The 26899-nt window shown below is 65.4% G+C and carries 17 protein-coding genes; 10 read left to right on the top strand and 7 right to left on the bottom strand.

Translation table 11 applies throughout. The features are described 5' to 3' along the window. Nucleotides 1–142: 142 nt before the first annotated feature. Nucleotides 143–3124 carry a hypothetical protein gene (locus IIB36_08290; protein MCH7531740.1) on the bottom strand — a complete coding sequence of 994 codons (2982 nt, stop codon included), beginning with the start codon at nucleotides 3122–3124 and terminating at the stop codon, nucleotides 143–145. Next, nucleotides 3121–3945, bottom strand: coding sequence for a 3'-5' exonuclease (locus IIB36_08285; protein ID MCH7531739.1), 825 nt, complete (start codon nucleotides 3943–3945; stop codon nucleotides 3121–3123). Before IIB36_08285 ends, IIB36_08290 begins: the two co-directional genes overlap by 4 nt. Before the next feature lie 60 nt (nucleotides 3946–4005). On the opposite strand from IIB36_08285, the gene IIB36_08280 reads away from it, so the two are divergent. Next, nucleotides 4006–4983, top strand: coding sequence for an NAD(P)H-quinone oxidoreductase (locus tag IIB36_08280; protein ID MCH7531738.1), 978 nt, complete (start codon nucleotides 4006–4008; stop codon nucleotides 4981–4983). On the opposite strand, the gene IIB36_08275 is transcribed toward IIB36_08280, so the two are convergent. Further along, entirely contained in the window at nucleotides 4984–7797 is a 2814-nt protein-coding gene (locus tag IIB36_08275; GenBank protein ID MCH7531737.1) for a 2-oxoglutarate dehydrogenase E1 component, read from the bottom strand. 264 nt (nucleotides 7798–8061) lie between these two features. Here IIB36_08275 and IIB36_08270 point away from each other — a divergent pair, with 264 nt between their 5' ends. The 5 genes from IIB36_08270 (at nucleotide 8062) to IIB36_08250 (ending at nucleotide 14047) form a co-directional block, all read left to right on the top strand. Then, complete coding sequence (locus IIB36_08270) at nucleotides 8062–8253, top strand: hypothetical protein (protein MCH7531736.1); 192 nt, start codon at nucleotides 8062–8064, stop codon at nucleotides 8251–8253. A gap of 45 nt (nucleotides 8254–8298) precedes the next feature. Beyond that, on the top strand, nucleotides 8299–8526 hold the full coding sequence (locus IIB36_08265; protein MCH7531735.1) for an OsmC family protein: 228 nt from the start codon (nucleotides 8299–8301) through the stop codon (nucleotides 8524–8526). Between the two features lie 295 nt (nucleotides 8527–8821). Beyond that, a complete protein-coding gene (locus tag IIB36_08260) occupies nucleotides 8822–9943 on the top strand; it encodes an MBL fold metallo-hydrolase (protein ID MCH7531734.1) in 1122 nt (373 codons plus the stop codon). Nucleotides 9944–10595: 652 nt separating this feature from the next. Beyond that, the gene (locus IIB36_08255) at nucleotides 10596–12254 is read left to right on the top strand and encodes a glycosyltransferase (protein MCH7531733.1); all 1659 of its coding nucleotides are present in this window, start codon (nucleotides 10596–10598) and stop codon (nucleotides 12252–12254) included. A 1082-nt stretch (nucleotides 12255–13336) separates the two neighbouring features. Further along, nucleotides 13337–14047, top strand: a complete 711-nt coding sequence (locus IIB36_08250; protein MCH7531732.1) for a glycosyltransferase family 2 protein — start codon at nucleotides 13337–13339, stop codon at nucleotides 14045–14047. Here the strand turns inward: IIB36_08250 and IIB36_08245 are convergent. The 3 genes from IIB36_08245 to IIB36_08235 form a co-directional block, all read right to left on the bottom strand. After that, nucleotides 14040–14879, bottom strand: a complete 840-nt coding sequence (locus tag IIB36_08245; protein MCH7531731.1) for an alpha/beta hydrolase — start codon at nucleotides 14877–14879, stop codon at nucleotides 14040–14042. The two genes, IIB36_08250 and IIB36_08245, sit on opposite strands and share 8 nt — an antisense overlap. A gap of 295 nt (nucleotides 14880–15174) precedes the next feature. Then, on the bottom strand, nucleotides 15175–17862 hold the full coding sequence (locus IIB36_08240) for an AAA family ATPase (protein MCH7531730.1): 2688 nt from the start codon (nucleotides 17860–17862) through the stop codon (nucleotides 15175–15177). Then, the gene (locus IIB36_08235; GenBank protein ID MCH7531729.1) at nucleotides 17859–19115 is read right to left on the bottom strand and encodes a metallophosphoesterase; all 1257 of its coding nucleotides are present in this window, start codon (nucleotides 19113–19115) and stop codon (nucleotides 17859–17861) included. Before IIB36_08235 ends, IIB36_08240 begins: the two co-directional genes overlap by 4 nt. A gap of 247 nt (nucleotides 19116–19362) precedes the next feature. On the opposite strand from IIB36_08235, the gene IIB36_08230 reads away from it, so the two are divergent. Beyond that, complete coding sequence (locus tag IIB36_08230) at nucleotides 19363–24273, top strand: NAD-glutamate dehydrogenase (protein MCH7531728.1); 4911 nt, start codon at nucleotides 19363–19365, stop codon at nucleotides 24271–24273. Between the two features lie 16 nt (nucleotides 24274–24289). Here IIB36_08230 and IIB36_08225 read toward each other — a convergent pair whose 3' ends face one another. Then, complete coding sequence (locus tag IIB36_08225) at nucleotides 24290–24874, bottom strand: hypothetical protein (GenBank protein ID MCH7531727.1); 585 nt, start codon at nucleotides 24872–24874, stop codon at nucleotides 24290–24292. Between the two features lie 201 nt (nucleotides 24875–25075). Here IIB36_08225 and IIB36_08220 point away from each other — a divergent pair, with 201 nt between their 5' ends. The 3 genes from IIB36_08220 to IIB36_08210 all read left to right on the top strand — a co-directional run bounded on the left by IIB36_08220 (nucleotide 25076) and on the right by IIB36_08210 (nucleotide 26837). Further along, entirely contained in the window at nucleotides 25076–25582 is a 507-nt protein-coding gene (locus IIB36_08220; GenBank protein MCH7531726.1) for a GspH/FimT family pseudopilin, read from the top strand. Beyond that, a complete protein-coding gene (locus IIB36_08215; GenBank protein MCH7531725.1) occupies nucleotides 25579–25968 on the top strand; it encodes a prepilin-type N-terminal cleavage/methylation domain-containing protein in 390 nt (129 codons plus the stop codon). The genes IIB36_08220 and IIB36_08215 overlap by 4 nt, the downstream gene beginning before the upstream one ends. 62 nt (nucleotides 25969–26030) lie before the next feature. Beyond that, nucleotides 26031–26837, top strand: coding sequence for a hypothetical protein (locus IIB36_08210; GenBank protein MCH7531724.1), 807 nt, complete (start codon nucleotides 26031–26033; stop codon nucleotides 26835–26837). Nucleotides 26838–26899 lie beyond the last annotated feature (62 nt).

Raw genomic sequence — 26899 nt, 5'->3', positions numbered from 1 at the left:
GACGCCGATCGTGCTCGGTGATGTGCTCGCGCTCACGCCTCGTCCTATCGCGCTCGCTGGCGTCGCGGTCGACGTGCGGCCCCCGGGCGAGATCGGGTCGCTTGGGTACGGTCGAAGTCGTGACGAAGCGGCCGTCGGGCCGCTAGCCTCCGCGCACTTCCTCGAACAGCGCGCGCGCGGTCTGCACGGCAGCGCGTTGGCTCTCCGTAGGCGGATAGAGCGTTCCCGGTCTCACACCGCTGCCGTTCAGCGCGCCGTAGACCTGTTGAACCGTGCGCGCCGCCGCGGCGAGCTTGCCCGCCGGTGTGTCTATCGGAGGACGGCCGCCCCGGCCGCCTCGGCCCCGGCCGCCTCCGCCCCGGCCACCTCCGCCAAAGCCGTTCTCGCGCCGGTACGTCTCGATCTCGTCGGTGAGCGCGATCAGGTCGAGCATGAAGCGCTCGCGAGACTCGTACATCGCGACCGTGATCGGCATCTCCGGGTCGCCTCTCACCTCCACTCGAGTGGACGCGCTGGTGCCGCGGGCATTCACAGTGACCGTGTAAGAACCCGGCGAGACCCAGGGCCCTCGCTGCCCGATGGGCCGGGCGAGCTCCGGGTTCGTGAAGCGCTGCCATGTCTCGAGGCTGCCAGGAATCGAGTGACGCAGATCCCAGTTGACCCGGTGGGTGCCCTCGGTGGAAGGGACCCCCATCTCGCGCACCGTGTTGCCCATGGCGTTCGTGACCGTCAGAGTGGCCTCACCGCTGCCCGCGCCCAGCTTGTACGTGATCTCGACGCCATCGACCGGATTCGTGCCGGCGAACGCGGCCTGCCCGCGGTACGAGGTGTCCTTGCGGTAGAGCTGAATCGTGCCCCGGTCGGCCGAGAAGACCGTCACTGGGCCGGAGGCGTTCCCCCACTCGGCGAGCGCGCGCGTGTCGTCCAAGATCCAGAAGGACCGGCCGTGCGTCGCGAGCACAAGGTCCTTGTCGCGCGGGTGGATGAGCATGTCGTCGTAGTGTGTGGTCGGCAGGTTGGGGATCTCGGCCCAGTTCGTCCCAGCGTCCGTGCTTGCGAACGCGTGGTGCTCGGTACCGAGGAAGAGCACGTCGGTATTGTCGGGGTGCTCGACGATCACGTTCACGACGCCCAGCTCCGGCAGCGTCGACTGAAGCGGCTCCCACGACCCGCCGAAGTCCTCTGTGCGGAAGACGTAGGGAGCGAAGTCTCCGTCGCGGTGACCGTCGAAGGCGGCGTACGCCGTGCCCGGCGAGCGATACGAGGCTGTGATACGGCTCACGTACGTGCCGTCCGCGATTCCCGGTACGTTCCGGGAGACCTCGCTCCACGTCGCTCCGTGGTCGCGGCTCACTTGCAGGTTGCCGTCGTCGAAGCCGACCCACAGCACGCTCGGGTCGATGGGCGATTCGTCCAGGGTCACGGCTTCCCCGAAGCTGCCCGTGCCGTCGTTCCTCGAGATCGTGATGTCGCGACCCTTGATCCCCATCATGTCGAGCTCGTCGCGGTCGATCTGCCGGCTCAGGTCCTCCGTGCGCTCCCACGACGAGCCGCGGTTGTGGGAGATGAAGAGCCGGTTGCCGGCCACGTACAGCACGTCCGGATCGTGCTGGGAGAGCATCATCGGCGACGTCCAGTCGAAGCGGTAGTTCTCTCCGGGCGGCTCGATCGGCGAAACGTCGAGCATGTCGCCTGTCTTCGTGTCGTAGCGGAAGTAGCTGCCGCCGTTCGAGCTGCCGTACGAGTATCGGGCGTCCCTCGGGTCGGCTGCCCAGTACATGCCGTCGCCGAACCCGGACTGCATCCAATCGTCGTTGAGGATGCCGGCCCAGCGGCGCGTCTGGGACGGCCCCATGAACGAGTGGTTGTCCTGGAGCCCACCATACACCCAGTACGGATCGCGCATGTCGACGGCGAGCGCGTAGAACTGGGCGATGGGAAAGTTGTTGATCCTCTGGAAGTTGCCCCCCCCATCGTAGCTCTCGTGCAAGCCGGCGTCCCCGCCCAGGTAGAGGTGCTCCGAGTCGTTCGGGTCGATCCAAAGCGTGTGGTGATCCGCATGCACCCCAACGTCATACGTCGGTCGCCGGGCGATCTCCGTGAAGGTGCGGCCTCCGTCACGGCTCACGTACGAGTCCGTCGCGAGCTCGTAGACTCGGTTCTCGTCGTTCGGGTCGATGAAGATGTGCGAGTAGTACATGGGGCGGCCATTGAGAGCGTTCACGCGTTCCCAGGTGAGTCCGCCGTTCTCAGTGCGGTAGGTACCCTGAAGGTCCCTGTCGGCGTGCTCGATGAGCGCGTTGAGCACCTGCGGGTTCGACTCCGAGATCGCGATGCCGATGCGACCCTTGTCGCCTGCGGGCAGCCCGCCTTCGAGTTCGTTCCAGTTGGCTCCCCCGTCGATGGTCTTGTAGATGCCGCTCCCGGGCCCGCCACCGTTGAAGCCCCATGCACGACGTAGCCTCTGATATGTCGCGGCGTAGAGCGTGTTGGGGTCGGAGGCGTCCATTACGAGGTCCACCGCACCGGTGTACTCGTCGATGTACAAGACCTTCTGCCAGGAGCGGCCGCCGTCAGTGGTCTTGAAGACGCCGCGCTCCGCGGACGCCGCCCACAGGTTTCCCAAAGCCGCCACATACGCGACGTCGGGGTTGGTGGGGTGGATGCGCACCCTACCGATGTGCCGCGTTTCCTCCAGCCCGAGGTGTCGCCACGTCTCGCCCCCGTCGTCCGAGCGGTACACGCCGTTTCCGTACGACGTGCTCTGACGGTTCTGCTGCTCACCTGTCCCGGCGTATATGATCTCGGGGTCGGAGAGAGCGAGCGCCACGTCCCCGAAAGTGCTCACCTCCATATCGTCGAATACGTTCCTCCACGTCTGGCCGCGGTTGACGCTCTTCCAAAGGCCGCCGGAGGCGGAAGCCACGTAGATCGTCGAAGGGTCGTCTGGGATCGCCTCTACGTCGTGCACCCGTCCCCCGGTTACCGCGGGCCCGATCACGCGAGGGTGGAAGTTGACCATGTCCTCGCTCGTGATCGGCGTCTGAGCCGACAGCGATTGAGTGGTCGAAGCGACCGCGACGAAGGCTAGTAGCGTGCTGGAGAGACGGCTCATGTACGTCATGCTGATTCACTCCCATTGCTCGGGTCTGAAAGCGGTAATTCGGGTGGCGCGGAAGTGGTGACGGCTTCCTGGACGATGCTCAGCACGTCCTCGTCCATGTCTTCGACGTCGAGCATCCAACGCAAGTAGTCCGGCGCCTCGGCCGCGACCTGCGCCAGCGGTTGGCCCTGGTGCTTCCCACGCCGAAAGACACGTCCTTCTTCGGCGCTGCTGAACCAGCGGTCGACCTCCGTACGGAACGGCGAGAACTCGTCGCAATAGGCGTGCAGCGCATCCAAGTCCTGCGGGATGTGCGGGTACCGCTCGAGCTGGGCACCGAGCACCGCCGCCGAGGTCCGGATATCGCCCAGAGCGGTGTGTGCCTCTTCGTGCTCACGGCCCAAATAGAATCGTGCCGCGGCGGAGAGGTCTCGTGGCTCCTCGCGATGGAAGATGTTCTGCATGTCGAGCACGCGACGGCCGTCGAGAGTGAAGCGAATGCCACAGCGTCTGAACTCCGCGATGAGCATGTGCAGATCGAAGCGCCGAATGTTGAACCCGCATAGGTCGCAGCCCGCGAGAAGCTCGTCGTTAAGGTTCCTCGCGGTTCGGCAAAACGGGTGCTCGTCGGCGACGTCGTCGTCGGTGATGCCGTGCACGGCCGTGGCCTCGGGGGGAATCGGCAGGCCCGGGTTGTACCGTCGCACGCGCTCGAGCACGTCCCCCTGGGGCGTGACCTTGATGAGCGCGAGCTCGACGATCCGGTCGTTCTTCACATCGAGACCCGTGGTCTCGAGATCGAAGAAGATGAGGGGCCGGACCAGCTCGAAGGGCAGTTTCATGGGACCGGAAAGGTAGTGGGCGGGCTTAAAAAGGACTACGGTGACTCCATGAGTGACTCCATGCGCGCGATCGTCATGCGCGAATCAGGCGACGCAGACGTTCTCGAGATGCAGGACGTCGAGCGGCCTGTACCCGGCGAGGGAGATCTGCTCGTACGCGTCGCTTCGTCAGGCGTGAATCGGGCCGATCTGCTGCAACGCGCGGGCCGGTATCCCGCTCCCCCCGGGTACCACGAGCACATCCTGGGACTGGAGTATGCGGGCACGGTCGAGGCCGTCGGTCGGGGGGTCGAGCGCTTCGCGGTCGGCGAAGCGGTCATGGGCATCACCGGCGGCGGTGGGTACGCCGAGTTCATAGTCGAGAGCGCGAGCACCGCGGTCACCGCCCCTGCACACATGGAGTTGCTCCGAGTAGGCGCCCTACCCGAGGTCTTCATGACCGCCTTCGACGCGGCCTTCGTGCAGGAAGGCCTCCTCCAGGGCGAGACCCTCCTCGTGCACGCGGTCGGAAGTGGCGTGGGCACGGCAGCGCTACAGCTCGGCACGAGGGCCGGAGCGACCGTAATCGGCACATCCCGGACGCCCGCGAAGCTCGAGCGCGCCGCGGAGCTCGGCCTCGGGCACGGGGTTGTGGCGGAGGAGGGCTGGCCGGACCGCGTGATGGAGCTGACCGGGGGCCGTGGCGTGGACGTCATCTTGGACCTCGTGGGAGGACCCTACCTGGCGGGGAACCAGCGAGTGCTCGCCGAGCGTGGACGGCACATCGTGGTCGGCGTGCCGGGCGGCCTCAAGGCCGAGATCGACCTGAGAGCCCTCATGGGCCGTCGCGGATCGATTCGCGGCACCGTCCTGCGCGCTCGCCCCGTCGAGGAGAAAGCCGTCCTGGCCCGAGCCTTCGAAACGCACGTCCTACCTGGCTTCGACGACGGCACCCTTCAACCCGTGATCGACACCGTCTTTCCAGCCGCCCAAGCCGCCGACGCCCACCGCTACATGGAATCGAACCAGAACTTCGGCAAGATCCTCTTGGAGTGGTGACTACCCCTCTAACCCCAGCGCCTCCAGCACCAAAGTCGCTTGCTCCGCCGCATGCTCCTTCGCCTTCCCCCCCGCAGGGCTCGCGCGCTCCGGCCGTGCCACGTACGTCAGCGGCACCTTACGCGGTACCACACCCCGCAGCCGCGGCCCGATGAACGTGAGCCCACCCATGTTGCGGGGCTCCTCCTGCGTCCACACCACCTCTTTGAGGCTCGGGTAGCGGGCCAGCAGCTCTGTGAGGGCGTCTCCCGGGAACGGGTAGAGCAGCTCCAGCCTGGCCACCGCCGTCGAGGTCGCGTCGGCGCGGCGCTCGTGGGCCTGGATGTCGTAGTAGACCTTGCCGCTACAGAGCACGACTCGCTCGATGGCGGTCGGATCTGGGACGGTCGGATCGTCTAGAACGTGCTGGAATCCACCCTCCGTAAGCTCGGCGACGGTGGACGAAGCCATCGGGTGTCGCAGTAGGCTCTTCGGGGTCATCACGATCATCGGGCGCTCAGGACGTCGAAGCGCTTGGCGGCGGAGCAGGTGGAAGTACTGGGCCGGGGTCGTCGGGTAGGTGACCCGCATGTTTTCCTCGGCGCACATCTGGAGGAATCTCTCGAGGCGGGCGCTCGAGTGCTCCGGTCCTTGCCCTTCGTATCCGTGCGGGAGCAGCAGTGTCAGGCGCGAGTACTGTCCCCACTTCACCAGCCCCGAGGACAGGAACTGGTCGATCATGACCTGGGCGACGTTCACGAAGTCCCCGAACTGGGCCTCCCACAGCACGACGTCGGCGTCGGCACCGACGGAGTACCCGTACTCGAAGCCGATCACCGCTGTCTCGGTCAGCGGAGAATTGTAGATTTCCAGCCGCGCGTCCGAGACCTGTTGCAACGGCGTGAACTCCTCGCCCGTCTCCACATCGTGCAGCGTCAGATGCCGGTGGCTGAACGTGCCGCGCTGGACGTCTTGGCCGGTGAAGCGGATCGGGATTCCTGCCGTGAGCAGCGAGCCGAGCGCCAGCGTCTCAGCGTGGCCCCAGTCGAGCGTACGATCGAGGTCGAAGTCCTTGGCGCGGCGCTCCAGCTGCCTCCACAGCTTGGGATGGGGCGTGAAGCCCTCGGGAAGCTCGAGCGTGGTCTCATTGATGCGTGAGAGCAGATCGAGGTCGACACCCGTGCTCTGGGGGACCACCGGCACTTCGCGATCCTCGTCGGGCCCGTCGTCGCCCACCGGTTCGTAGTGGCGCACCTGATCTTGAGCGTCGCGCAAGCGACTCGCGATTTCCTCGCGCATCGTTTGAGCCTGCGCCGCGCTGAAGACACCCTCCTCCGCGAGCTGATCGGCGTAGATCGCTCCAGCGGTCGGGTGCCCGGCGATCTTCTTGTACTTGAGCGGCTGCGTGTACGCGGGCTCGTCGCCTTCGTTGTGGCCGTGTCGGCGATACCCGACGAGGTCGATCAGGAAGTCATCGTGGAAGTGAGCCCGGTACATCATGGCGAGCCGGACCGCGGCGAGGCACGCCTCAACGTCGTCGGCGTTCACGTGCACGACGGGGATCCCGTAGCCCTTGGCCAGGTCGCTCGAGTACACCGTCGAGCGGCCATCGCGTGGATCGGTGGTGAAGCCGACTTGGTTGTTGACGATGATGTGGATGGTGCCGCCCACGGTGTATCCCTTGAGGCGCGCCATGTTCAGCGTCTCAGCCACGACACCCTCGGCCGCGAAGGCTGCGTCCCCATGCATGAGGATCGGGACCACGGCGTCGAAGTCGGGCTCCGCAGCCTTGCTGCCGCTGTCGAACTGTCTCGAGCGTACCATTCCCGCGACGACGGGGTTCACGAACTCGAGATGGCTCGGGTTCGGCACCAAACGGACCAGGATTGTGCCGACGCCGTCGATCTCACGCTCGCCTTGGGCGCCGTGGTGGTACTTGACGTCCCCGGTGCCGGCTATATCGAGCTGTCCACCCTTGTACGACGGGCCCTCGAACTCTGCGAGCAGCTCCCCGTACGACACGCCGACGGTGTGTGTGAGCACGTTGAGGCGCCCGCGGTGTGCCATGCCGAGTACGACCTCACGGCCGCCTTTGCGGGCGGCAAGTTCGATACCGAGGTCCAACATGGGTACCAAAGAATCGTTTCCCTCCAGCGAGAAGCGCTTCTGGCCCAGGTAAGCACGGTGTATGAACTGCTCCATACCTTCCACTTCGGACAGGCGGTACAGGAGCGCACGCCGCTCGTCCGGGCTCATCTCCGGCAGGTGGCTCCCTGATTCGACCTGCTGCCAAAGCCAGTCGACCTTCACGTGGTCGTCCAGGTGCTCGAACTCGTAGCCAATGCTGCCTGCGTAAATGTTCTCGAGATCGGTGAGCGCGTCCGCGACGGAGCGGCCCTCGGCGCTCTCGTCTATGACGAGCGAGGCGGGCAGCTCGGCCAGTTCCTCCATCGAGGTTCCGAAAAAGGCCGGGGTGAGCTGTGGGTGTCCGGCTGGCTCGCTGCCCAGCGGGTCGATACGGGCGAGCCGGTGCCCGTGGTCCCTGAACGCCTGAATCAACGCGGTCGCACGAGAGACGACCGGCAACACCCGACGGAGGTCGTCGGCCGCTCGGGAGGTCGGCGATGCCTGAGGAGCCGGCGGGGCCTCGACGGAGCCGGCTCGGTTGCCGTTGAGTTGGTCGGGGACGAATAGTCCTTCCGCGACCGCCTGCTGGCCTCGGGTCTCAAAGAGCGTGCGCCACTCCGCCGGGACCCCTTCGGGGTTACGCGCGTATTCCTCGAACATCGCCTGAGCATAGGCGGTGTTCAGACTGTCGAAGAGTGGGTTGTCCATCGACGCGAAAACTACCGCAAAGGGCGGGCTCGTAGGAGTGCGAGTGATGCAGATTCGCGACGCCGTCGGCCAGTGCCGGGACTGCGTGCACCACAGGGTGACACGTAACCGAAAGGGCTCACGGTTCTATCTTTGTGGCCGATCGACGGACGATCCACGATTCCCGAAGTATCCACCGCTCCCGGTGATCGACTGCAAGGGCTACGAGCCCGGTGGGGCCGATCCCTGGGCGCGATATGTCGAACGCACGGATGAGGAGCTACCATGAGCGACCCGTTGTACACGACTCGATCGACGGTCACGAAGGTCGACGGCATCCATCGCCGGGCGACTCTCGAGGATGGAACCACCCTCGAGATGGGCGTGCATGGGCCCATCAAGGCCCACTACGGACTCGACTCGCAACCCAACCTGCCGTTGCCGGTTGACTACCTGGTCGCTGCCGCAGCCGGCTGACTACTCGGGACTCTCAACGGCGCACTGGAGGTGCGCGGGATCCCGATGGCTAACGACGCCATCAGCTGCACGGCGGAAGGCACGAACGAGATCGTGGACCGGATCATCGTGCTGACGAAGATCCATGTGCACTACACGCTGCGGATATCCCCGGAGGCCGCTCGGGACAAGGTGGACCGGGCTCTGGAGACTCATGTGAGCAAGTGTCCGACGGCTCAGAGCATCAAGGATTCGGTGGAGATTACGTGGACGGCGGATATCGTTGAGGGCTAGACCGGAGGATGACGATCCGCGTCGGGCGAGCCCACGGAAGGGGTCGACGATGTCACGGAGCTTCAGTTCTCGCCGCACTCGACCATCGCGTGAGAATTCGACGACGACATCCCCGACAACGCTCGCGAACTGGGTTGGAGCCTCCGGATCGAAGGTGTTCGATGGATAGTGCGTCTGGCTCCGAGCAGCCGGGCAGGCGCGAAAGCGCGCCCTCGCACGTGCCCTGAACCCGTCACTGGCCTACTTTTCGGCCGCCATCAAAAGGACGCGGGTCGTACTCAGGGAGGACCGTGCCATGCCGCACCGCGAATCGTCGGCCCATTCGAAGCTCGTCTCCGCAGCCTTGCTGACCCTCCTGTTGGGCGTCTCCGTGACCACCGCGCAGGCGCAGGAGACTCTCGAAATCTACCTGATCGACGTCGAAGGTGGGGGCGCAACCCTGTTCGTCTCGCCGGCCGGCGAGTCCTTGCTCATCGATACTGGGAACGGTGGACGGAATGCCGCGCGAGATGCCGGTCGCATCATCGCCGCCATGCGGGACGCAGACGTAGCTGAGATCGATCATCTGATCACGACCCACTGGCACGGCGACCATTGGGGGGCGATGCAGGAACTGACGAGCCGGGTTCCGGTGCGACACTTCATCGACCACGGGCAGAGCGTCGAGTCGAACGCCGCCGCGGCCGAGTTTCTCAGCACGACGTACCCGGCGCTGTACCGGGGTGCTCGACACACGGTCGTTACACCCGGGGACCGGATCGCCCTCGGCGGCTTCGACGTCACGGTACTTACGTCCGCCAAGCAGGTCATCGAACGGGCGCTGCCCGGCGGCGGCGGACGCAACCGCTACTGCGCTGATTTCGTCCCGCAGCGAGAAGACAACGGCGAAAACGCGCAGTCGGTAGGCATTCTCGGTCAGTTCGGCGACTTCCGGGTGCTCCACTTGGGCGATCTGACCGTCAACACCGAGTTCGAGCTCATGTGCCCCAACAATCCGATCGGTACGGTCGATCTATCCGTCGTCTCCCATCATGGGCAGCCGATATCCAACGCAGAGGTCCTGGTTCACGCCATCGAAGCTCGTGTGGCCGTCATGAACAACGGCACGCGGAAAGGCGGACAGCCGGAGGCGATGAAGGTGCTCTACTCCGCTCCCGGCCTGGAGGACCTCTGGCAGCTTCACTTCTCGCAACTGAGCGGACAGGAGTACACGGTACCCGGCCTGTTCATCGCGAACTCGGTCGACGAGGTGCAATCTGCCATGCCGATCGCACCGCTGACCAACGTTCGCGGACAGGGCGTCCCTCCGCGGCCGGTCCATGACGGGGAGGCGTTCTGGATCAAGGTGTCAGCATCCGCCGATGGCTCGTTCACGGTAACGAACAGCCGCAACGGGTTCACGAAGGAGTATCGCTAGGTCATGCGGGTTGCCGGTCTCCATGATATCCACGGCAATCTGCCGGCACTCGAGGCGGTACTCCACGACATGCAACAAGCCGGTGTCGCTACGGGCACGGTTCCAGAGCAGTTTCGTGAGAGCATCATGGGAAGGCAGGTGACGATGGCCGTGGCCATGTTGATGGCGGTGGTGGCATCATCGGCCGCGGCTCAGACGCGCGGCGCGGAGCCGATCGAGGAGTCGAAGTGTGGCTCAGCGTCGAGGTGGCAGGCAATGAGTATCAGGCGATTCTCGACCTCGGGACGCCCAGAGTGGTGGCCAACAAGCGTGTGCAAACGGAGACCGGCCTCGATGATGACGATCTGGCTACGTTGCGCTTGGGCGACACCACCCTGTCGGACGTGCCCGTGTTCATCCGCGAACTCGATCTCGGAGGCTTCACGGTGGGCGGTGGGGGTTTTGTGATCGTCGGCGCCCAATCGCGTACGACTGTGCGGTCTCCCTCAGCTCGGCCCACCGGGAAATGCGGATGTGTGTTCGATGAGCCCTATGTTAGAGCTTCATCTCGCCGTCCTCATCGCCAGCTTCGGCATCCGCGATGACGTAACTCGGGGAAAGTGCTCGATCCGAGCCCGGAACCGGCGAGCATGAAAGGGGATTGGGGGGTCGCATGTCAGATACAGTCGCGCTGCTCGTCATGGTCCTCACGTTGGGGGTTCTGGCGTTTTTGGTCCCGTTCGCGTTCCACCGGACGCTCCTGCTCCTCCTGTCGGGTCGGAGTCGGTCCGAACACGTCACGCCATGGCCGGAGGAGCAGCTCCCGCACGTAACCGTGCAGCTCCCGATCTATAACGAACGACATGTCGTCAGCCGGCTCATCGATGCCGTGTGCCTGATCGACTATCCCGCGCGGCTGCTCGAGGTGCAGGTGCTCGACGACTCCGACGACACGACGCGGCAGATCGTGAGTGAGCGGGTCGCGCATTGGCGAGCCCGCGGCGTCGATGTGGTGCACATCACGCGCGAACACCGAGACGGCTTCAAAGCGGGGGCCCTTGCCGAGGGGACGTCGGTGGCGAAGGGCGAATATCTCCTCGTCCTCGATGCCGACTTCGTCGCACCTCCAGACCTCCTGCGCGACCTCTTGCCGCCGTTCCGCGACCCGGCTGTGGGCATGGTGCAAGCCCGGTGGGACCACCTGAATCGCAACGAGACCTGGTTCACGGAGGCACAGTCGCTTCTTCTGGACGGACACTTCCTCTTCGAGCAGGGTGGACGGTACAACGGCGACCGCTTCTTCAACTTCAACGGTACCGCAGGCGTGTGGCGGCGAACGTGTCTGGAGGACGCAGGGGGGTGGCATACCGATACGCTCACCGAGGATCTCGACTTGAGCTATCGCGCGCAGATGGCTGGCTGGCGCTTCGTATACCTCGACCACGTTGCGGTGCCCGCCGAGATCCCTTCGACGGTCGAGGCCCTGGAGGTGCAACAGAGACGCTGGGCTCAAGGAGGAATCCAGACCGCTCGCAAGATCCTCCCGGCGCTGCTACGCGGCTCCTATCCCTTAGCGGTGAAGGCCGAGGCTGTGATCCACCTGTGCGGACACGTCGCGCATCCGCTCACGTGGGCGTTGGCGCTGCTGCTCTTTCCGTCCGCGATCGCTCGCCGGTCGCTTGGGCTCGAGCAGTACTTGCTCGTGGACCTGCTGATCTTCACTGCGGCGACCGTTCCGTTCATGATCTTCTACTGGTCCGCAGGCCGCAGGCGTGGACACGCCGGCCCCGGACTCGTTCGGGGCGTTGCGCGCACGCTCGCGCTAGGCATCGGGCTCACGATTCCTGTTACGCGGGCGGTGTTTCGCGGGCTCGCGGGCTATCAGGACCCGTTCGTCCGTACGGCCAAGACGGGGAACGCGCAGGATGGGCTGTATCCACGCGTGCCCGTGAGGCTGGATGATGTGGGCAAGAGCGTGATGGCCGCCTTGATGGCGACGTATCTCGCGCTCGCGATCGCTGGACGTTATTGGGGCCAGCTGCCCTTCATCCTTCTCTTTCTGACGGGGTACGCGGGTCTGGCGCTACCGGTGCTACGCTCCGGATGGGGGACGCGGCGCGGCGCGGCGCTCGGTGAGCTGCGCGCGGAGGGGTACGCGCTCGTGCCAGACCTTGGCAGCATCGATTCCGAGCAGAACGAGGAAGGGGACCCAGAGCAGCAGGCGCACCGCGATGGGCTGCGGCCACTCGCCGGTGTCCTGGAAGGTGGCCAGCCCGAAGTAGCCGAGGAACGAGAGGCCGGTCATCAGGATCCATGTCCGACTCGCGCGTAGCGCAGCGAGCGGGAGCATCCAGAGCACGTACCACGGATGCAACGTCGGCGTGAGGATCATGCCCGCACCGAGGATCCAGAAGAGAGCGCGTTCGGGCCGGTACCGCTGCCATGTGGTCCATGCGACCACGCCGAGTACGAGCGCGCCCGCGGCGTACCGGGCCGCCATTGGCCCTGGCAGCACGGCCTCGAGAAGCGTGAACGGGCCCTTCATGAACCACCAGTTTTCGGCATACGTGGTGAGGCCCGCAAACAGGCCACGACCCGCGAACGCATACGGCGCGTACAGTAGCGCGGCCGTGACTACGAATCCCAGCAGGAATCGGACGCCGAGCCTCCGGGTGAGCGCCGGTACAGCTACAACCGGCGCGAACTTCGTGAGCGCCGCCAACGCGGTCGCGGCCCCCGCGCCCAGGGGTGCGCGGGCCAACAGGATCACGAGTACCAACGCGAAGAGCCCGAGGGGTTCCAGGTGACCGCTCCACGCGACCTCGACCACCAGCAGCGGGGACCAGAGGTAGAGCAGCTGCGTGAGGCGCCGGCTGCGGCCCGTGACGGACGCGACACGCCCGAGCAGCCAGGCGGTACCGAGGTCGAGCCCGAGCCAGAGCAGCTTTGCCTGGAAGATCGCGCCGCCCGCCAGCGCGATCGCGAGGAATGCGAGTTGAGCGAGCGGAGGGTAGATGGTCTGCACGTCTGGGTTGTTGATCAGCCCTCGATAGACGGTACGGATCTCCGACAGCTCGATCGCGGCAGGGGCGTAGCGGTAGGGGTTGATGCCCGCGAGTTGCACCTGGCCGTCCCACAGGTATCGATAGATGTCGTCCGACAGCTCGGGCGTGAGCGGCAACAAGACCAGGCGCATTGCGATGGCGATGCCCCAGATATAGAGGTGTCCGCCGCGCGTGTGCAGGACCTGGCTCGCGCCGACCGCGTACGCCGCGAACGCCCCACCGAAGATGAACAGCCCCATCCACGGGAAGGTCGCACCCGGCCACCACCCGAGTCCGGCGAGCAGTGCCAGCTCCACCACCCCGGCGATGGCCAGGACGCGCCAGGGCTTGGACGGATAGCTGTCCGATGATGGCGTCATCCGAGCCCCGGCCTCGAATCGCTGTGATCATGCCAGCGCTCAACGAGGAGAAGTCGCTTCCGGGGATCCTCTCGAGCATGCCCGACTACGTCGATCGTGTCGTCGTCTCGGACAACGGCTCGACGGACGGGACAGCGGAGGTCGCGCGGGCGCATGGTGCCGAAGTCGTTTTCGAGGCCGAGCGAGGTTACGGTGCCGCGTGCCTGGCCGGGATCCGGCATCTCTCGGAGCAGACGAACCCTCCCGAAGTACTCGTATTCCTCGATGCGGACGGGAGCGACGATCCGAACGAGATAGCCCACGTGGTCGCTCCGATCCAGAGGGGTGAGGCCGAGCTGGTGCTCGGCGTTCGTCGTGGCATCGATGGAGACGTGGGCACGATCCTGCCGCACGCGCGTTTTGGCAACCATCTCGTGCTCGGCCTTACCCAGTTGCTGTTCAGCCACTCCTTCACCGACTTGCCGCCGTTCCGGGCCGTGTCGTTCCCCGAGCTGCTGGCGTTGCACATGGACGACCGCAGTTGGGGCTGGACGCTACAGATGCAGATCAGGGCGGTGCGTGCGGGGCTCCGGATCGTCGAGGTCGAGGTGACCCATCGGCGTCGAACCGAAGGCGTATCGAAAATTTCAGGGAATCTCGCGACCTCGCTCAAGGTCGGTGCGAAGATGTTCTATACGCTCGCTCGCGAGCGGCTCAGGTAGCGGCGGTCTCGTCCAAGAAGGTAGCGAGGCGCACAAACGACTCCTCTGGGATCTCTTCGGCGGGCATGTGTCCGCACTTTTCGAAGACGTGGAGGGTCGCGTTGGGCAGCGCCTCGAGCAACCGCTCTCCGACCCACAACGGGACCACACGGTCGTGTCGTCCCCAGAGGATCAGCGCCGGCACGACCAGGTCGGAAAAGCGAGCGTTGAGGGCGTCGATCCGCTCTGGCACCAGGTTGAGCGCCGAGTCGATGAGCGCGCGCCGCGCTTCGGTGTCGTTCAGTGGTGCCGCGTACCCTTCGACCTGGTTTCGGGCGACCGCGTGCGGATCGTACACGATGGAGCGTAGCACCTTTCGGATCACGAACCGCGCGCCGAGAAGTCGGAAGAGCGCGATCCCGATCCAGCGGTAACGCGCCAGACCGATGAAGGGCGGCAGTCGCTGCTCGTACGCGGCGCTGGCCACGAGGACGAGCCGTGCGAGTCTAGCCTCTTCGTCGTCTTGAAGTCGCAGCGCCAGCAGTAGCGCGATTCCACCGCCGAGGGAATGACCGACGACCGTGAGCCGCCGGAGGTCTCGTTGAAGAACGAGTCGATGGAGCAACTCGGCCTGGTCCTCCGGCCGGTACCGCCCGTCGTCCGGTTTGGGCGCCGCCCCCGATCCCTTGAGGTCGACGAGTACCACGGTTGCGCGCTCCGCGAGGCGAGGCGCCCAGTAGCGCCAGGAAAAGGCGGAAGCTCCGTAACCGTGGATCATGAGCACAGTGTCCACGTCAGGCGCGGGCTCCAGGCCCAGCGTCTCTACGTGGAGGGGAAGCTGCCTTCCGATCACGCGAGAAGGCTGATGAAGAAGTACAGTGGGCCGCGCACATGGTGCTTGCGCGCGTTCAGGCAAGGAACGACGAGGAGTCGTAGCCGAGCTACGGCGACGAGGAGAGACGATGGATCAACCGCGCAACCGCCATGTGCCCAACACCAGGATGAAAGGACACACAAGTTCGTGGGTTGTGGTGGCACGGCCCCATCTCCGTCGTTGGAGCTCCTCGACGTAGCGACGGCTAGGCCTTCGAAGCTCCGCCTAGGATATGAGGCCGTGGCACCGCAACGCGGCCCGCTGTACTTCTTCATCAGCCTTCTAACTCGAGCACAGCGGCCCCACAGCCGCTGAACTGTTCGGCCAGTTCCGGGTGGCAGGTGAAGACGAAGAGCTGGCGGTTGCGCGAGAGGCTGCCCAGAACCTCGATGCCCCGGCCGCGTCGCTCACGATCCCAGTTGACGAAGACCTCATCGACGAAGAGCGGGAGGCGCTCTCCCCCCTGGTCCAGATGGTCCACGATCGCGAGTCGCAGCGAGAGGTACGCCTGCTCGAGCGTGCCGGTAGACATCGGCGGCATGAGCGGTATTGGCGCTGGCAGGCTGGGCCCGAGCACCTGAAAAATGTCACCGGCACCTGTTTCGCTGACCAGGATGCGGTCGTAGCGTCCGCCCGTGAGGTGCTTCAGATACGCTCCCGCCCGCCGGATCAGGTCCGGCTGGTGTTCCTCACGGAAGCGCCGATCGGCGTCACGGATGAGTTGGGCCAGCACCCAGCGTCGGTCCCGTTCCCGGACGAGCCGCGCCTCTTCGTCCTGGAGGCTGGCGATCTCGCCGTCCACGGCGTCCACGGTTTCCTCTCCATGCAGGTGCGCGATGTCCCGGTCGAGCCCCTTGGCGCGGGTGGCCAGTAGCTCTATTCGCTCACTCAGCTGCTCGATCCCCGTGCGGCGGCTGGCGAGGTCGTCCTCGACGATGGTCCACGACTCGCCGGCCTCCTCGGATGCGCCGATGCGGTCGCGCAGTTCGTCGAGGTCAGGGTGAGTGCGCTCCAGCTCGTCCTCGAGTTCGTCGGCCCGGATGTGCGCGGCGAGCCGTGCTGTGGTTGCATCGACACCTCGCTCGAGATCGCCTCCTCCGAGGGCGGTCATGGACTCGGTGAACTCCCCCAACGCGGCCTCGGTTTGCCCGAGCTCCGTCACGAGCCGATCCCGTTCGCGGTGGAGACGTCGAAGTTCGCGGTCGGCTGCCGCTGCGCCCTCTCGGAGTCGCTCCGCGCGCCGGAGTTCGCGGTCGAGCAGGTGGGTCAGGACCTCGGCCTCGAGAGGCACTTCCAGCCCGAGACTCGCGGTCAGAGCGGCCGCCTCCGCATCGACGCGGTCGATCCGCTCCATGAGATCATCTCTCTCCCCGGATCGCTCCCGGTGATCTCTCATGAGCCCTTGAAGCCGTTCGAAATCGGAGGCGAGGCCTTCCGACGGCTCGTCGAGAAGAGCGGGCTCGGTGGGGATGTCCTTCAGAAGCTCGAGAACGAGGTCGCGAGTCTCCCGCTCGAGCTGCCGCGCTCGAGCGAGTCCAGCGGCTGGACTACGCTGGGCCCCTGCGGACGTGGCCGCCGTTCGGGCTCTCTGCCACTGGGTCAACAACGTGAGCCCGATCGCACCGGCGGCGGCCCCGAGCGCCGTCAAAATGCCGAGACCCGAGAGCGTGCCCGCCACCACGAGCGTGACTCCGAAAAGCGTCATCAGCATGGCAACGACGGGGATGGCTCTCCCGGCCTCCGCCGCTTCGGGATCGCCGTCGTCGAGTAAGCGCCGCTCGTCGCGGGCCCGGCGAGCATCTCGGACTCGGGCGCGCAGCGCCCGGGCGGACAGCGCCGAGATCGCTCCCTTCGGAGCTTCAGCGATAGGAACGGCAAGCAGCTCTCCGCCCAGCTCGTCAATCCGACGGGCGAGGTCGCTCGTCTCTTGCTTCAACCCCTGACGGCGTGCTCGGTCCGAGAGGGCCCCGCTCGCCAGTGCCAGGAAAGACTCGACTTCCTCGGAGCGGTCGAGTAGCGCCCGGGCTCTCTCGTCGTAGCTCGCGACCGCAGCCTCCGGCTCTTGCAGATCCCGGTCGGTCTCCGATGTACGCTCCGCCAGCTCGCGCACCCGAGCCTCGAGAGCGCTGAGGTGCGCACTCGGATCGGACGGCTGCGACTGTAGTGCCTCACGTGGCCCGCCCTCCTCTCGAAGCGTCGCGATGCGGAGGAGCTGGGCTCGGATTGGGGTCAGGGTCTGTACGCGCTCCACCGCGACGCGCTCTCGCTCTCTCGCCTCGCGAGCGTCGTACAACTCGGTCCGGGTCCGCTCGAGCTCCTCGGCGAGCGCCCTGATCTCCCTATCGCGCTCAAGCGCCTGTCGTCGCTGTGAACGCAGGGTGCGGATGTGGTCCTGCACTCTTCTAACCCGCTGATTCCCGCGTCGGTGAGGTCGCCACAACGCGCCGGCCTCCTGTTCGAGCACGTCCGCGACGCTACGGGCCGGCAAGAGGTCGGTCGTTCCCATCGAGCCGAGGATGCGATCCTGAATGCGTGCCCACGTCTCGGAGTCCAGACCCGCGAGATCCGCGAGCGTGACGGCGAAGACCTGGCGGAAGACGGAGCGCGGAACATGATCGACCCACGGGAGGGCACGATTGCGTAGCTCATCGACCCGCCCGTCGATCGTGAGCCTCCCCCCGGGCTGTGAACGCAGATGACGCTCGACCTCGACACACCCCTCCCCGTCCAGGCGCAGTCGTGCGCTGCCACAGGCGTCCTCGCCATCCCATGGCAGGTAGGGATTTCCCTCCCTGGAGGCAGGGTGAAAGCCATATAGCATTGTGGTAAGGAAGTGGAAGAGCGTCGACTTGCCCGCTTCATTGGGGCCGAGAACCACGACGAGTCCGGGCAGAGCGTCAGCGCCCGAGTCGAAGTTGCTGAGCCGCCCGAACGCGCGGACATGGATGCGCTCGATCCTCACGGTGCGTCACCCTCGGATGCGAGCAGACGCGCCGCGAGCTCCCCATCTGCCTCTCGCAGCAATTCGCGAACGTATGCGTCGACGACCGCCGCGTCTTCGGAGGTGACACCCGCGAGGGTGCCGGCGTCGAGCGCTGTCAACCGCGTCTCGCCCCGGCGGATCGATTCGCTGAGCCGCAGGGTCTCGCCGAGCACGTCGGTGCGGATGCGATGCTCATGGATCGGAATGACCGGGTGAACCCGGTCCGCCATGACGACGACGTCGAGAGCACCCAGCGCCTCCGCCAGCTCCCGAGCGAGCTCGTCCCGGTTCTCGTCGTCCTGGAGCTCCTTCCAGAGAGGGCACGGTCCGGCGAGCTGGACACGAACCATCCACTCGACGTCCGAGGCGGCTGCCTGCCCGTCGCGGAACGACCGCCACACGGCTCCGATGCGTTGCTCGAGCCGGTCGAGGGAGTCGGCTCCTTCCAAGTGGTCGACGGTGATCGTCTCCCACCGGATCGGCGTCAGGGCCCGGAAAGAGATCTCCGGCGCCTCGCGGTCGCTGAGGTCGACCAAGAGCGCTCCGCGCGCCCCGGTATCGGTATGGGTACGCCCCAGAAGGCTTCCCGCGTACACGACCGGAGGGTCCAGGGAGAGCTCCTGGCGGACATGCACATGGCCCAGCGCCCAGTAGTCGAAGCCGGAACGGATGAGATACGTGAGCTCCGAGGGTGCGTACGCGTGATGAGCTTCAGCTCCGAGGGACGAGTGCACCTGAGTGTGCAGCAACGCCACTTCGGGCAGGTCGCCCGTCGGAGCCGGAAGAAGTCGCGAGAGGTCCCGTTTCTCCCGGTCGCCTGCGTGGCCCGCGGCCGATACGTGGCCCGCGGGCTCACCTTCCCGGTCGTGTATGAGGATCCGTTTGGGAGTGGCGTCCCAGGCGACGTGCACGTTCGCCGGCCAATCCAGCGGTCGCGGGCCGGAGAGCGGCGACCCGGGGTCGTGGTTGCCCGTCGCGTATACCACGGTGACACCGTGTTGCTCGAGGCGGCGCATCTGCTCCAGGAGAAACCGCTCGGTCTGGAAGGAGAGTCGGTCGCCGTCGAAGAGGTCGCCGGCGATCAGGAGAGCGTTGGCGTCCTCTCGTATCGCGAGGTCGGCGGTGCGGCGGAAGGCATCCCGGGACGCCTCTCGGAGTCGACGTCGTACGGTCGCTGAACGGCCTGCGAAGGAGGTGTCGAGGTGGACGTCGGCCAGGTGGACGAAACGCATGGCAGAAGCTAGAGCAAAGCTCAATCCCTGGGAATTCGCTAGGCGGGTCTACGGTTGGCTACCATGGGACACTGACTGTGAGCCCCAAAACGAGCCCCGAATTCGGCCACTTGCATTGTGAAAGGCCGTTTCTCTTGCCAATGCGGGTTTCCCGCCGACAGCTTCACGGGTATCCTTCACTCAATATCTTTCTAGCGCTCAACGTCGGTTACCGAAGAGTCGTGCCCAGGCGCACACCCCCTTCCCCATGAGCGACACGACGGAAACGGCTGATCGCCGACTCCGAGAGGATTCCCCCACCGTCAGCGTGGTCTGCGAGCAGGTCGGCCAGATCATCGGCGGGCCGGAGGCCCGCCTGGCGGTCGACTTCGCGGAGATCTTTCTCTCCAGGACCCCGCGCGAGCTGCTGCAGGAGCGGGGAACCGACGACCTGACCCAGATGGTCGTGGGCTTGTTCCGCTTTTTCGCCGAGGCGAAGCCGGACCGTGTCAACGTCGTCGTGTCGAATGCGGACCCCGAGAGCGATGGCCGGCGTGCTCCCGTCACGACGGTGCAAACCAACGTCAGCGAGCGCCCCTTCATCGTAGACACGATCCGCGAGTTCCTGCACTCGCAGCAACTCTCGATCTCCCAGATCGTGTATCCTCTCTTCGATATTGATCGTGACGAGCAGGGGAACTTGGTCGCGGTGCGGCCGCCGGGAGACGGTGGGTCGAAGGAGTCGCTCGTGTACTGCGAAGTGGCTCGAGTCGATGATCATAAGAGGCTCGACCGTATCCAGCGGGAGTTGAGCAGCTGTCTCCAGGACGTCGTGCGGGCGACGGACGACTTCAGCCCCATGATCGACGCACTGAACTCCGTGGTGGCGGAGCTCGCGGAACACGGTCGGGCGCTCGAGGATCGACGCGAGGAAATCGACGAGATCCAGGAGTTCCTGCGCTGGATTAGAGACGGGGGACTCGTGTTCCTCGGGTATCGCGGATACGACCTGGTCGACGGACCGGGTGGAGAGCGCAGCGTACTGGTGGAGCCCGGCTCCGGACTCGGCGTTCTTCGCAACGAGGGCCAGTCGCGCTACGCGGGGCCGGTCCCGCTGTCGCAGCTGGATGACGGGGTTCGCGATCTGGTGGAAGGCGGCCCTGTGCTGATCATCAGCAAGACGAAGTCGGAGTCGACGGTCCATCGCCGGGTGCGCATGGACTACATCGGGGTCAAGAAGCTCAGGCCCGATGGAACCGCGGCCGGCGAGCATCGCTTCGTGGGCCTGTTCACCTCGAAGGCCTACTCCGAGGATGCCGAGAACATCCCGATCCTGCGTCAGAAACTCACGCAGATCCTGAGCGGGGCTGAGGCGGTCCAGGGGTCATACGACTACAAGGAGATCATAACGATCTTCAACTCGCTGCCGAAGGAGGAGCTCTTCCTCACTTCGGCAGCGGAGATAGGCGGCGACATCCGGACCGTGCTCAGCCGGTACCACACATCGGGTGTGCGTGTCACGCTGCGCGAGGACCCACTCAAGCGCGCTGCCGCGGTCATGGTCATCATTCCCCGGGATCGCTTCTCGGGGACTGTCCGCAAAGCGATCGAGGCCGCTCTAGTGGAGGAGCTGCAGGGCGAGGTCCTGAACTACCATCTCGCGATGGGCGAGGGGGACCAGGCCCGTCTCCACTTCTATATCGGCGCCACGAGTGAACGGCTCGAAAAGATCGACGCGAGGCAGATCGAGCGCCGCGTCGCCCTGCTCACGCGCACTTGGATCGACCGCCTGCAAGAGGGGCTCGAGGCCGTGCTGAAGTCGGCGGACGAGGCGCTTAGGCTGGCTACGCTCTACGGCTCAAGGCTCACAGCCGAGTACCAGGCGGCGACCGATCCCGAGATCGCAGTCGCCGATGTGCTCGAACTCGAGGCCTTGGCGGCCAGCGGCCGGTCGATATCGATCGCGCTCGCGAACCGCGGCGGGGAGATCTCTGTCGCGGGTGTCCAGGGGGTGACGGAGCTCAAAGTCTTTCTGCGAGGCGAGCGGCTGATCCTCTCGGACTTCATGCCGATCCTGGAGCACGCAGGGCTACGGGTGATCGCGGTGAAGCCCTTCGAGGTGGGCGAGTCGGGGTCGCAAGGCGCTACGATCTGCGTCTTCGCCGTTCAGGACTCCGAGCAACGGTTGCTCGACGTGGAGCGCCGTGGCCCGAACTTGTCGGAGACCATTCTCGCGGCTCGTGCCGGCGATGCCCTCAGCGACCAGCTGAATGCACTGGTCGTCAGCGCGGGACTCCACTGGAGAGAGGTCGACGTGCTGCGCGCGTACGCGGCGTCCGCCTTCCAGATCGGGGCCGTACCGAGTCGCAAGTCGATCCCCGCGGCCCTCGTGCGGTATCCCGGCATCGCGAAAGAGCTTCTCGATCTCTTTGCCACGAAGTTCGATCCGTCGACCGGTGCCTCGAAGGAGGAACGGCTCTCCGCGATCGCGGACATCCGGGCTCTCTTCAACGGGTCACTGCGGAGTGTGGATGCGTTGCCGGACGACCGTGCACTGCGCCGAGTCGAGGAGCTCATCGGCGCGACGCTGCGTACGAATTTCTATATGCACGGCGGCAAGGAGCCGACGTTCCGTTCCGGCGGTGTGCCGTACATCTCGTACAAGTTCGACTGCCGGGAGATGGAGTTCTTGCGCCGCTCGAGGCTCCGCTTCGAGGTGTGGGTGCACTCGTCCCGCATGGAAGGCGTCCACTTGCGCGGCTCGAGCGTCGCGCGAGGGGGCATCCGCTGGAGTGACCGGCCCGACGACTTCCGCGCGGAGGTGCTCGGCCTGGTGAAGACGCAGATCGTGAAGAACGCCGTGATCGTTCCGGGCGGCTCGAAGGGAGGCTTCGTGACCCGCGTCGTGCCGTCCGACCCCGAGCAGCGGCGGGAAGAGGGGCGTGCCCAGTACCAGACGCTCATACGCGGGTTGCTGGACCTCACCGACAACCTCTCGGACGGCAAGACGGTACCGCCGGAGAACGTCGTCGCGTACGACACGGCGGATCCGTACCTCGTGGTCGCCGCAGACAAGGGCACCGCGACCTTCTCGGACCTCGCGAACTCCATCTCGTCCGAGTACGGTTTCTGGCTCGACGATGCGTTCGCGTCCGGTGGTTCGAACGGCTACGACCACAAGGCGATCGGCATCACGGCACGGGGCGGGTGGGAATGCGTGAAGCGTCACTTCCGCGAGATAGGGAAGGATATCCAGAGCGAGCCGTTCAGCGTGGTGGGCATCGGCGACATGAGCGGCGATGTCTTCGGCAACGGCATGCTGCTCTCCGAGCAAATCCGCTTGATCGCGGCGTTCGACCACCGGCACATCTTCATCGATCCGGACCCCGATCCCGCGACGACGTTTGCCGAGCGGACGCGCGTGTTCGAGCTCGGGCGATCGAGCTGGGAGGACTATGACACGAGCCTGCTGAGCGAGGGCGGCATGATCGTGCCGCGGGGCTCAAAGGAGGTCGAGCTGACGCCGCAGGCCCGCCGCGCGCTCGGTTTGCCGGACGACGCTCCCGACATCATGGAGGGGGAGGCCCTCATCCGCGCGGTGCTCCGGGCGCCCGCAGAGCTACTCTGGAACGGCGGCGTCGGTACGTACGTGAAGGCGAGCTCCGAGAGCCACGCCGATGTCGGCGACTCATCGAACGATGAGGTCCGAATCGACGCGCCGGATGTCCGGTGCGAGGTCGTAGGCGAGGGCGGTAACCTCGGCTTCACGCAGCGAGCGCGTATCGAGTACGCGCTGAACGGCGGCCGCATCAATACGGACGCTCTCGACAACTCGGCCGGCGTCGACATGTCCGACCACGAGGTCAATCTCAAGATCCTGTTGGCGCCCGCGGTCGCGAGCGGCAGCATGAGCGAAGACGGCCGCAACGAGCTTCTCCAAGAACTGACCGAGGACGTGGCGGAGCTCGTGCTCATGAACAACCGGACGCAGAGTCTCGCGATCTCCTTGGATGCACGGAGGGCAAAGGAAGGGGCTGACGACTTCCGCGATCTCATGTTCGCGCTCGAGAAGACCGGTGAGTTGGACCGACGCTCCGAGTCCCTGCCGACCGGTGACGTTCTCGACGAGCGACGGGATCGGGGGCAGACCTTGGCCCGCCCGGAGCTGTGCATCTTGCTCGCCTATTCCAAGCTGTCCCTGATGAGCGGCTTGCTGCGCAGCGGCCTTCCGGACGATCCGGTGACCGAGAGCTATTTGCTCGGGTACTTCCCCCCGGCCGCGATGGTCGCGGTGGGGAGCGAGCACCTCGCGTCGCACCGTCTGCGTCGCGAGATCATCGCGAGCCAGCTCACGAACGATCTCGTCGACCTGATGGGGGCGACGTTCGTGCACCGTCTGGTCCGTGATACCGGCCGAAGCGCCGAGCAGATCGCGCGCGCTTGGCTGGTGGCGTCGCGGCTGGCTGACCACCGGGCGCTCCTGAACGAGATGGGTGCTCAGGCCGCGATGAACTCACGTGTCACGTATCGCTGGCTGCTCGGCTTGGCCCGGGTGCTCGAGCGCACGGCTCGATGGGTCTTGGGCAACGTCGACGCGGACGTATCGCCTGCACGTATCGTCGCACAAAACCTCGAAGGACTGGCCACCCTCCGGAACTCGTTTAGTGAGATCGTCACCGGGGAAGACCGCGCGCTGTTCGAGGCCCGCGTGGATGAGATCCGAGAGGTCGGCGCCGACGAGGCCTTCTCTCAGCGGCTGATCACGCTCCGCTTCCTGGACCAACTACTGGAGATCCTCGAGATCGGGCGCGAGACCGAGGCGGGCACGCTCGACACCGGCCGAATCTACTACGAGATCTCAGAGGCCTTCCACGTGCCCTGGCTGCGCCGTAGTACGTTTGCGGCGGCGGGCGACGATCACTGGGAGCAGCGTGCCGCGCAGGTTCTGTCAGCGGAGCTTTCCCGGGCGCACAGACGCCTCGTCTTCGCGGCCGTCACGAAGACCGTAGGTGCAGCGGATCCGTCCAGGGCTACCAGCGAGTTGCTGCGCTCGCACCCCCATGAGGTCCAGCGCTTCATGGACATCGTCGAGGAGCTCAAGGGCGAAGAAGCGCCGGGATTGGCCGCGGTCTCGGTGACCACGCGCGAGCTGTCCGCGCTCGCCGATCGCCTTTCGTAAGCCGTATCGAGTGGCGCTAGAAGGGCCCCAACAAGAGCGAGACGGTGAGCGTTGCGCCACGCAGATGTTCGGGACCGACCTGAGGGAGATCTTCGACGCCGTAGACGAAGCGGTAGCCGAGCTGGGCCCGGAGCTCGGCGAGGTCGCTCAGGGGGAAAACGCCGACGACCTCAGGCTCTACGACGCCGAAATTGTCCGCGGCGAGCTCGGTGCCGACGATGGGCAGGCTGATCTTGGCGTTGCCCGCACCCACCAGCAGGCGCAGCCCGATGCCGATGGCTCGCGCTTGCGCGAGCCGATACTCCGACTGCACACCCGCGTATGAGATCGCCAATTCGAGGTCGGACGCGCCCGCGACGCCTGAGATCTTCAGTGGCTTCGCCAACGCCCACCCGCCCCCTCCCAACGAGAAAGAGGTGCCGAAGGAGATCCGGGCGTCGCCGCCGACCATCCAGGCACCCCTGTTTCTGAGAGAGGTCCTCCTCGTGCCGACGGACACGAACGCCATGGCGGCTGCTGACTCAGACGCGGCGATCTGTCCCTGGACAGGTACGCCGAAGGTCGCGAGCGCGGCGAGGGTGAGGCAGAGGCTGTGATGCATCCGGGAAGTGTGCTCCGGGTGGGAATTAGTCGGAAGTTCCCCGTCCATTAGTCGCGAGAAAGTTACAGGCGAGGGCGCATGCGCGGGATGGATAGCGCAGCTTGTCCCCCGTGCGCGTTGGGGGTGAGCGAAGGAAAAACGTTGAAGCCAAGCCCGGAGTGTAGGATCTTTGAGATATCCACCAACGTCAAAGGGATCAGATTGTCGACCGGAAGTGCGCGCAACCCGGAGACCGGCTCGAGCCGGAAGACACGGGGCTTCACGCTTCTGGAAATGACGGTCGTGTTGGTATTGACCGCGCTCACGCTCGGCTTTGCCTCACTCTCGTTCAGCGGTTACTACCAACGAATCGCTGCGCGACGTGCCGCGCTGGTGTTCGCGCAGGACCTGACTTTGGCGCGCGCGACCGCTGTGCGCATCCGTGAATCCGTGGTGATCCGATTCTACGAGTCCAGTCGATGGTACGTCGTTGAAACTCAGTCCGGTTCGGTGGAGCTGTCCAGTCGCCGCTTTGGCGACAACGCCGATATCAACTTGAGCGCCATCAATCTAGATCTGACCGGAGACTCTCTGGTCTTCAACTCGAGAGGAATCGCCGACCTCAGCGGGGCTTCTGGCGCGCTCGGAACGGCATCGTTTTCTTCCGGAGCCACCATGTACACCGTCTCGTTCAACAGCATGGGAGCGTCGAAAGTCGAGCAGACTTGAACCAACAACCATGGACCTCCACTCGCCGCTGCAGCGGTTTTACGCTCATCGAAGTGATGGGTGCGCTCCTCATCTTCTCGATGGGCGTCTTGATGGTGCTACAGCTCAGCGCCGCTCTGGGGATCCAGATAAGGTATGCGGCCGTCCAGTCGGAGATCGTCGTGCTCGCCAACGAACGGCTGGACTCCTTGGAAGCGACGCCGTTCGACTCACTTTCGATAGGGACGGCTGCAGACACGACTGCGGTCGAGGGGTTCTCGTACGAGCGCGAGGCCGTGATCAGCGAGATAACCCCCGTGTTGTATATGATCGTCGTGACGCTGACGCCCCTCAACGACGCCGCTCCGTCGTATTCCGTGACCTCGTACATGTCCGCCGTCTGGTAGCTAGCAGCCGGGCTGCTAGAGGGTTTGCCGGCTTCACGCTCGTCGAAGCCATACTCGCGCTCTTGCTCTCGTCGGTCGTGATCATCCTGGTGAGCACGACGTTTCTGATTCAGAACCAGTACTACTCGACGCAGATCCTGGCGACCGGAGCCCACGACAACGCGAGAGCGGCGACCGAGCTGATGGCGAGCGAGATACGATCGGTCATGGAGTCTGGAATAACGGTGGCGGGCAAGAAGACGCTCACGATCCGCACTCCGATGACGATGATGGTGGTCTGTGATATAGGCGTCAGTCACGCTACGATGTACTTCGATGGCGGAATCGCCGGCCTGGGCATCGCCGAGGTCGCCGGAGCGGCGACTCGCGACACGCTCACGGGCGCGTGGACGTACGGGAACAGTAACTGGTCGTCACTGGACCGTGGAGGTGGGACCCCCAGCAACGAGTGCGCTGTCAATGGAGCGGATACGGCATCTGTCGCATCGGACTTCTACCGCCTCCAGAAGACCGTTCTTTCGACTCTCTTTGGCGCTGATCCGGCGGTGGGCGACGTCCTCATGCTCTTCCGCGAGACGACCTTCAAGTTCCAGACCTCGGTCATGGACCCGACGACTGTCGGGCTCTTCCGGCAGGCATACGGAGAGAGCCTGATCGAGTACGCGACTGGAATGGATACGACGTCCCAGTTCCAATACCGGACAGGGTCGAGCTATAGTGACACCGTGACCGCTTCCTCCCTCCAGAACATCGACGTCATTCGCATCGTAGCGGAGGCTCGCAAGCGGGCAGAGACCGGTGGGGTGGACGACATGATGTTCGGATGGGCGGTGAATATCGCCCTGAGGAACCTCCGTCAGAACGAGTAGCGCGTGGGGGGCTCGCCATGGCGCCGATGATTCCCGCGGGAACCCTACCGACGCAACGGTTT

The sequence above is a fragment of the Gemmatimonadota bacterium genome (genome assembly GCA_022560615.1).
GTDB lineage: Bacteria > Gemmatimonadota > Gemmatimonadetes > Longimicrobiales > Gaopeijiaceae > UBA1138.
The sequence above is the reverse complement of the archived record's forward strand: the minus strand, read 5'-3'. Positions and strand labels throughout refer to the sequence as shown.

Coding starts and splice junctions, on each gene's coding strand:
- IIB36_08275 (MCH7531737.1), bottom strand. CDS start 7,797: ATGGACAACCCACTCTTCGACAGTCTGAACACCGCCTATGCTCAGGCG.
- IIB36_08265 (MCH7531735.1), top strand. CDS start 8,299: ATGGCTAACGACGCCATCAGCTGCACGGCGGAAGGCACGAACGAGATC.
- IIB36_08270 (MCH7531736.1), top strand. CDS start 8,062: ATGAGCGACCCGTTGTACACGACTCGATCGACGGTCACGAAGGTCGAC.
- IIB36_08260 (MCH7531734.1), top strand. CDS start 8,822: ATGCCGCACCGCGAATCGTCGGCCCATTCGAAGCTCGTCTCCGCAGCC.
- IIB36_08255 (MCH7531733.1), top strand. CDS start 10,596: ATGTCAGATACAGTCGCGCTGCTCGTCATGGTCCTCACGTTGGGGGTT.
- IIB36_08250 (MCH7531732.1), top strand. CDS start 13,337: ATGGCGTCATCCGAGCCCCGGCCTCGAATCGCTGTGATCATGCCAGCG.
- IIB36_08290 (MCH7531740.1), bottom strand. CDS start 3,124: ATGACGTACATGAGCCGTCTCTCCAGCACGCTACTAGCCTTCGTCGCG.
- IIB36_08235 (MCH7531729.1), bottom strand. CDS start 19,115: ATGCGTTTCGTCCACCTGGCCGACGTCCACCTCGACACCTCCTTCGCA.
- IIB36_08230 (MCH7531728.1), top strand. CDS start 19,363: ATGAGCGACACGACGGAAACGGCTGATCGCCGACTCCGAGAGGATTCC.
- IIB36_08280 (MCH7531738.1), top strand. CDS start 4,006: ATGCGCGCGATCGTCATGCGCGAATCAGGCGACGCAGACGTTCTCGAG.
- IIB36_08285 (MCH7531739.1), bottom strand. CDS start 3,945: ATGAAACTGCCCTTCGAGCTGGTCCGGCCCCTCATCTTCTTCGATCTC.
- IIB36_08225 (MCH7531727.1), bottom strand. CDS start 24,874: ATGCATCACAGCCTCTGCCTCACCCTCGCCGCGCTCGCGACCTTCGGC.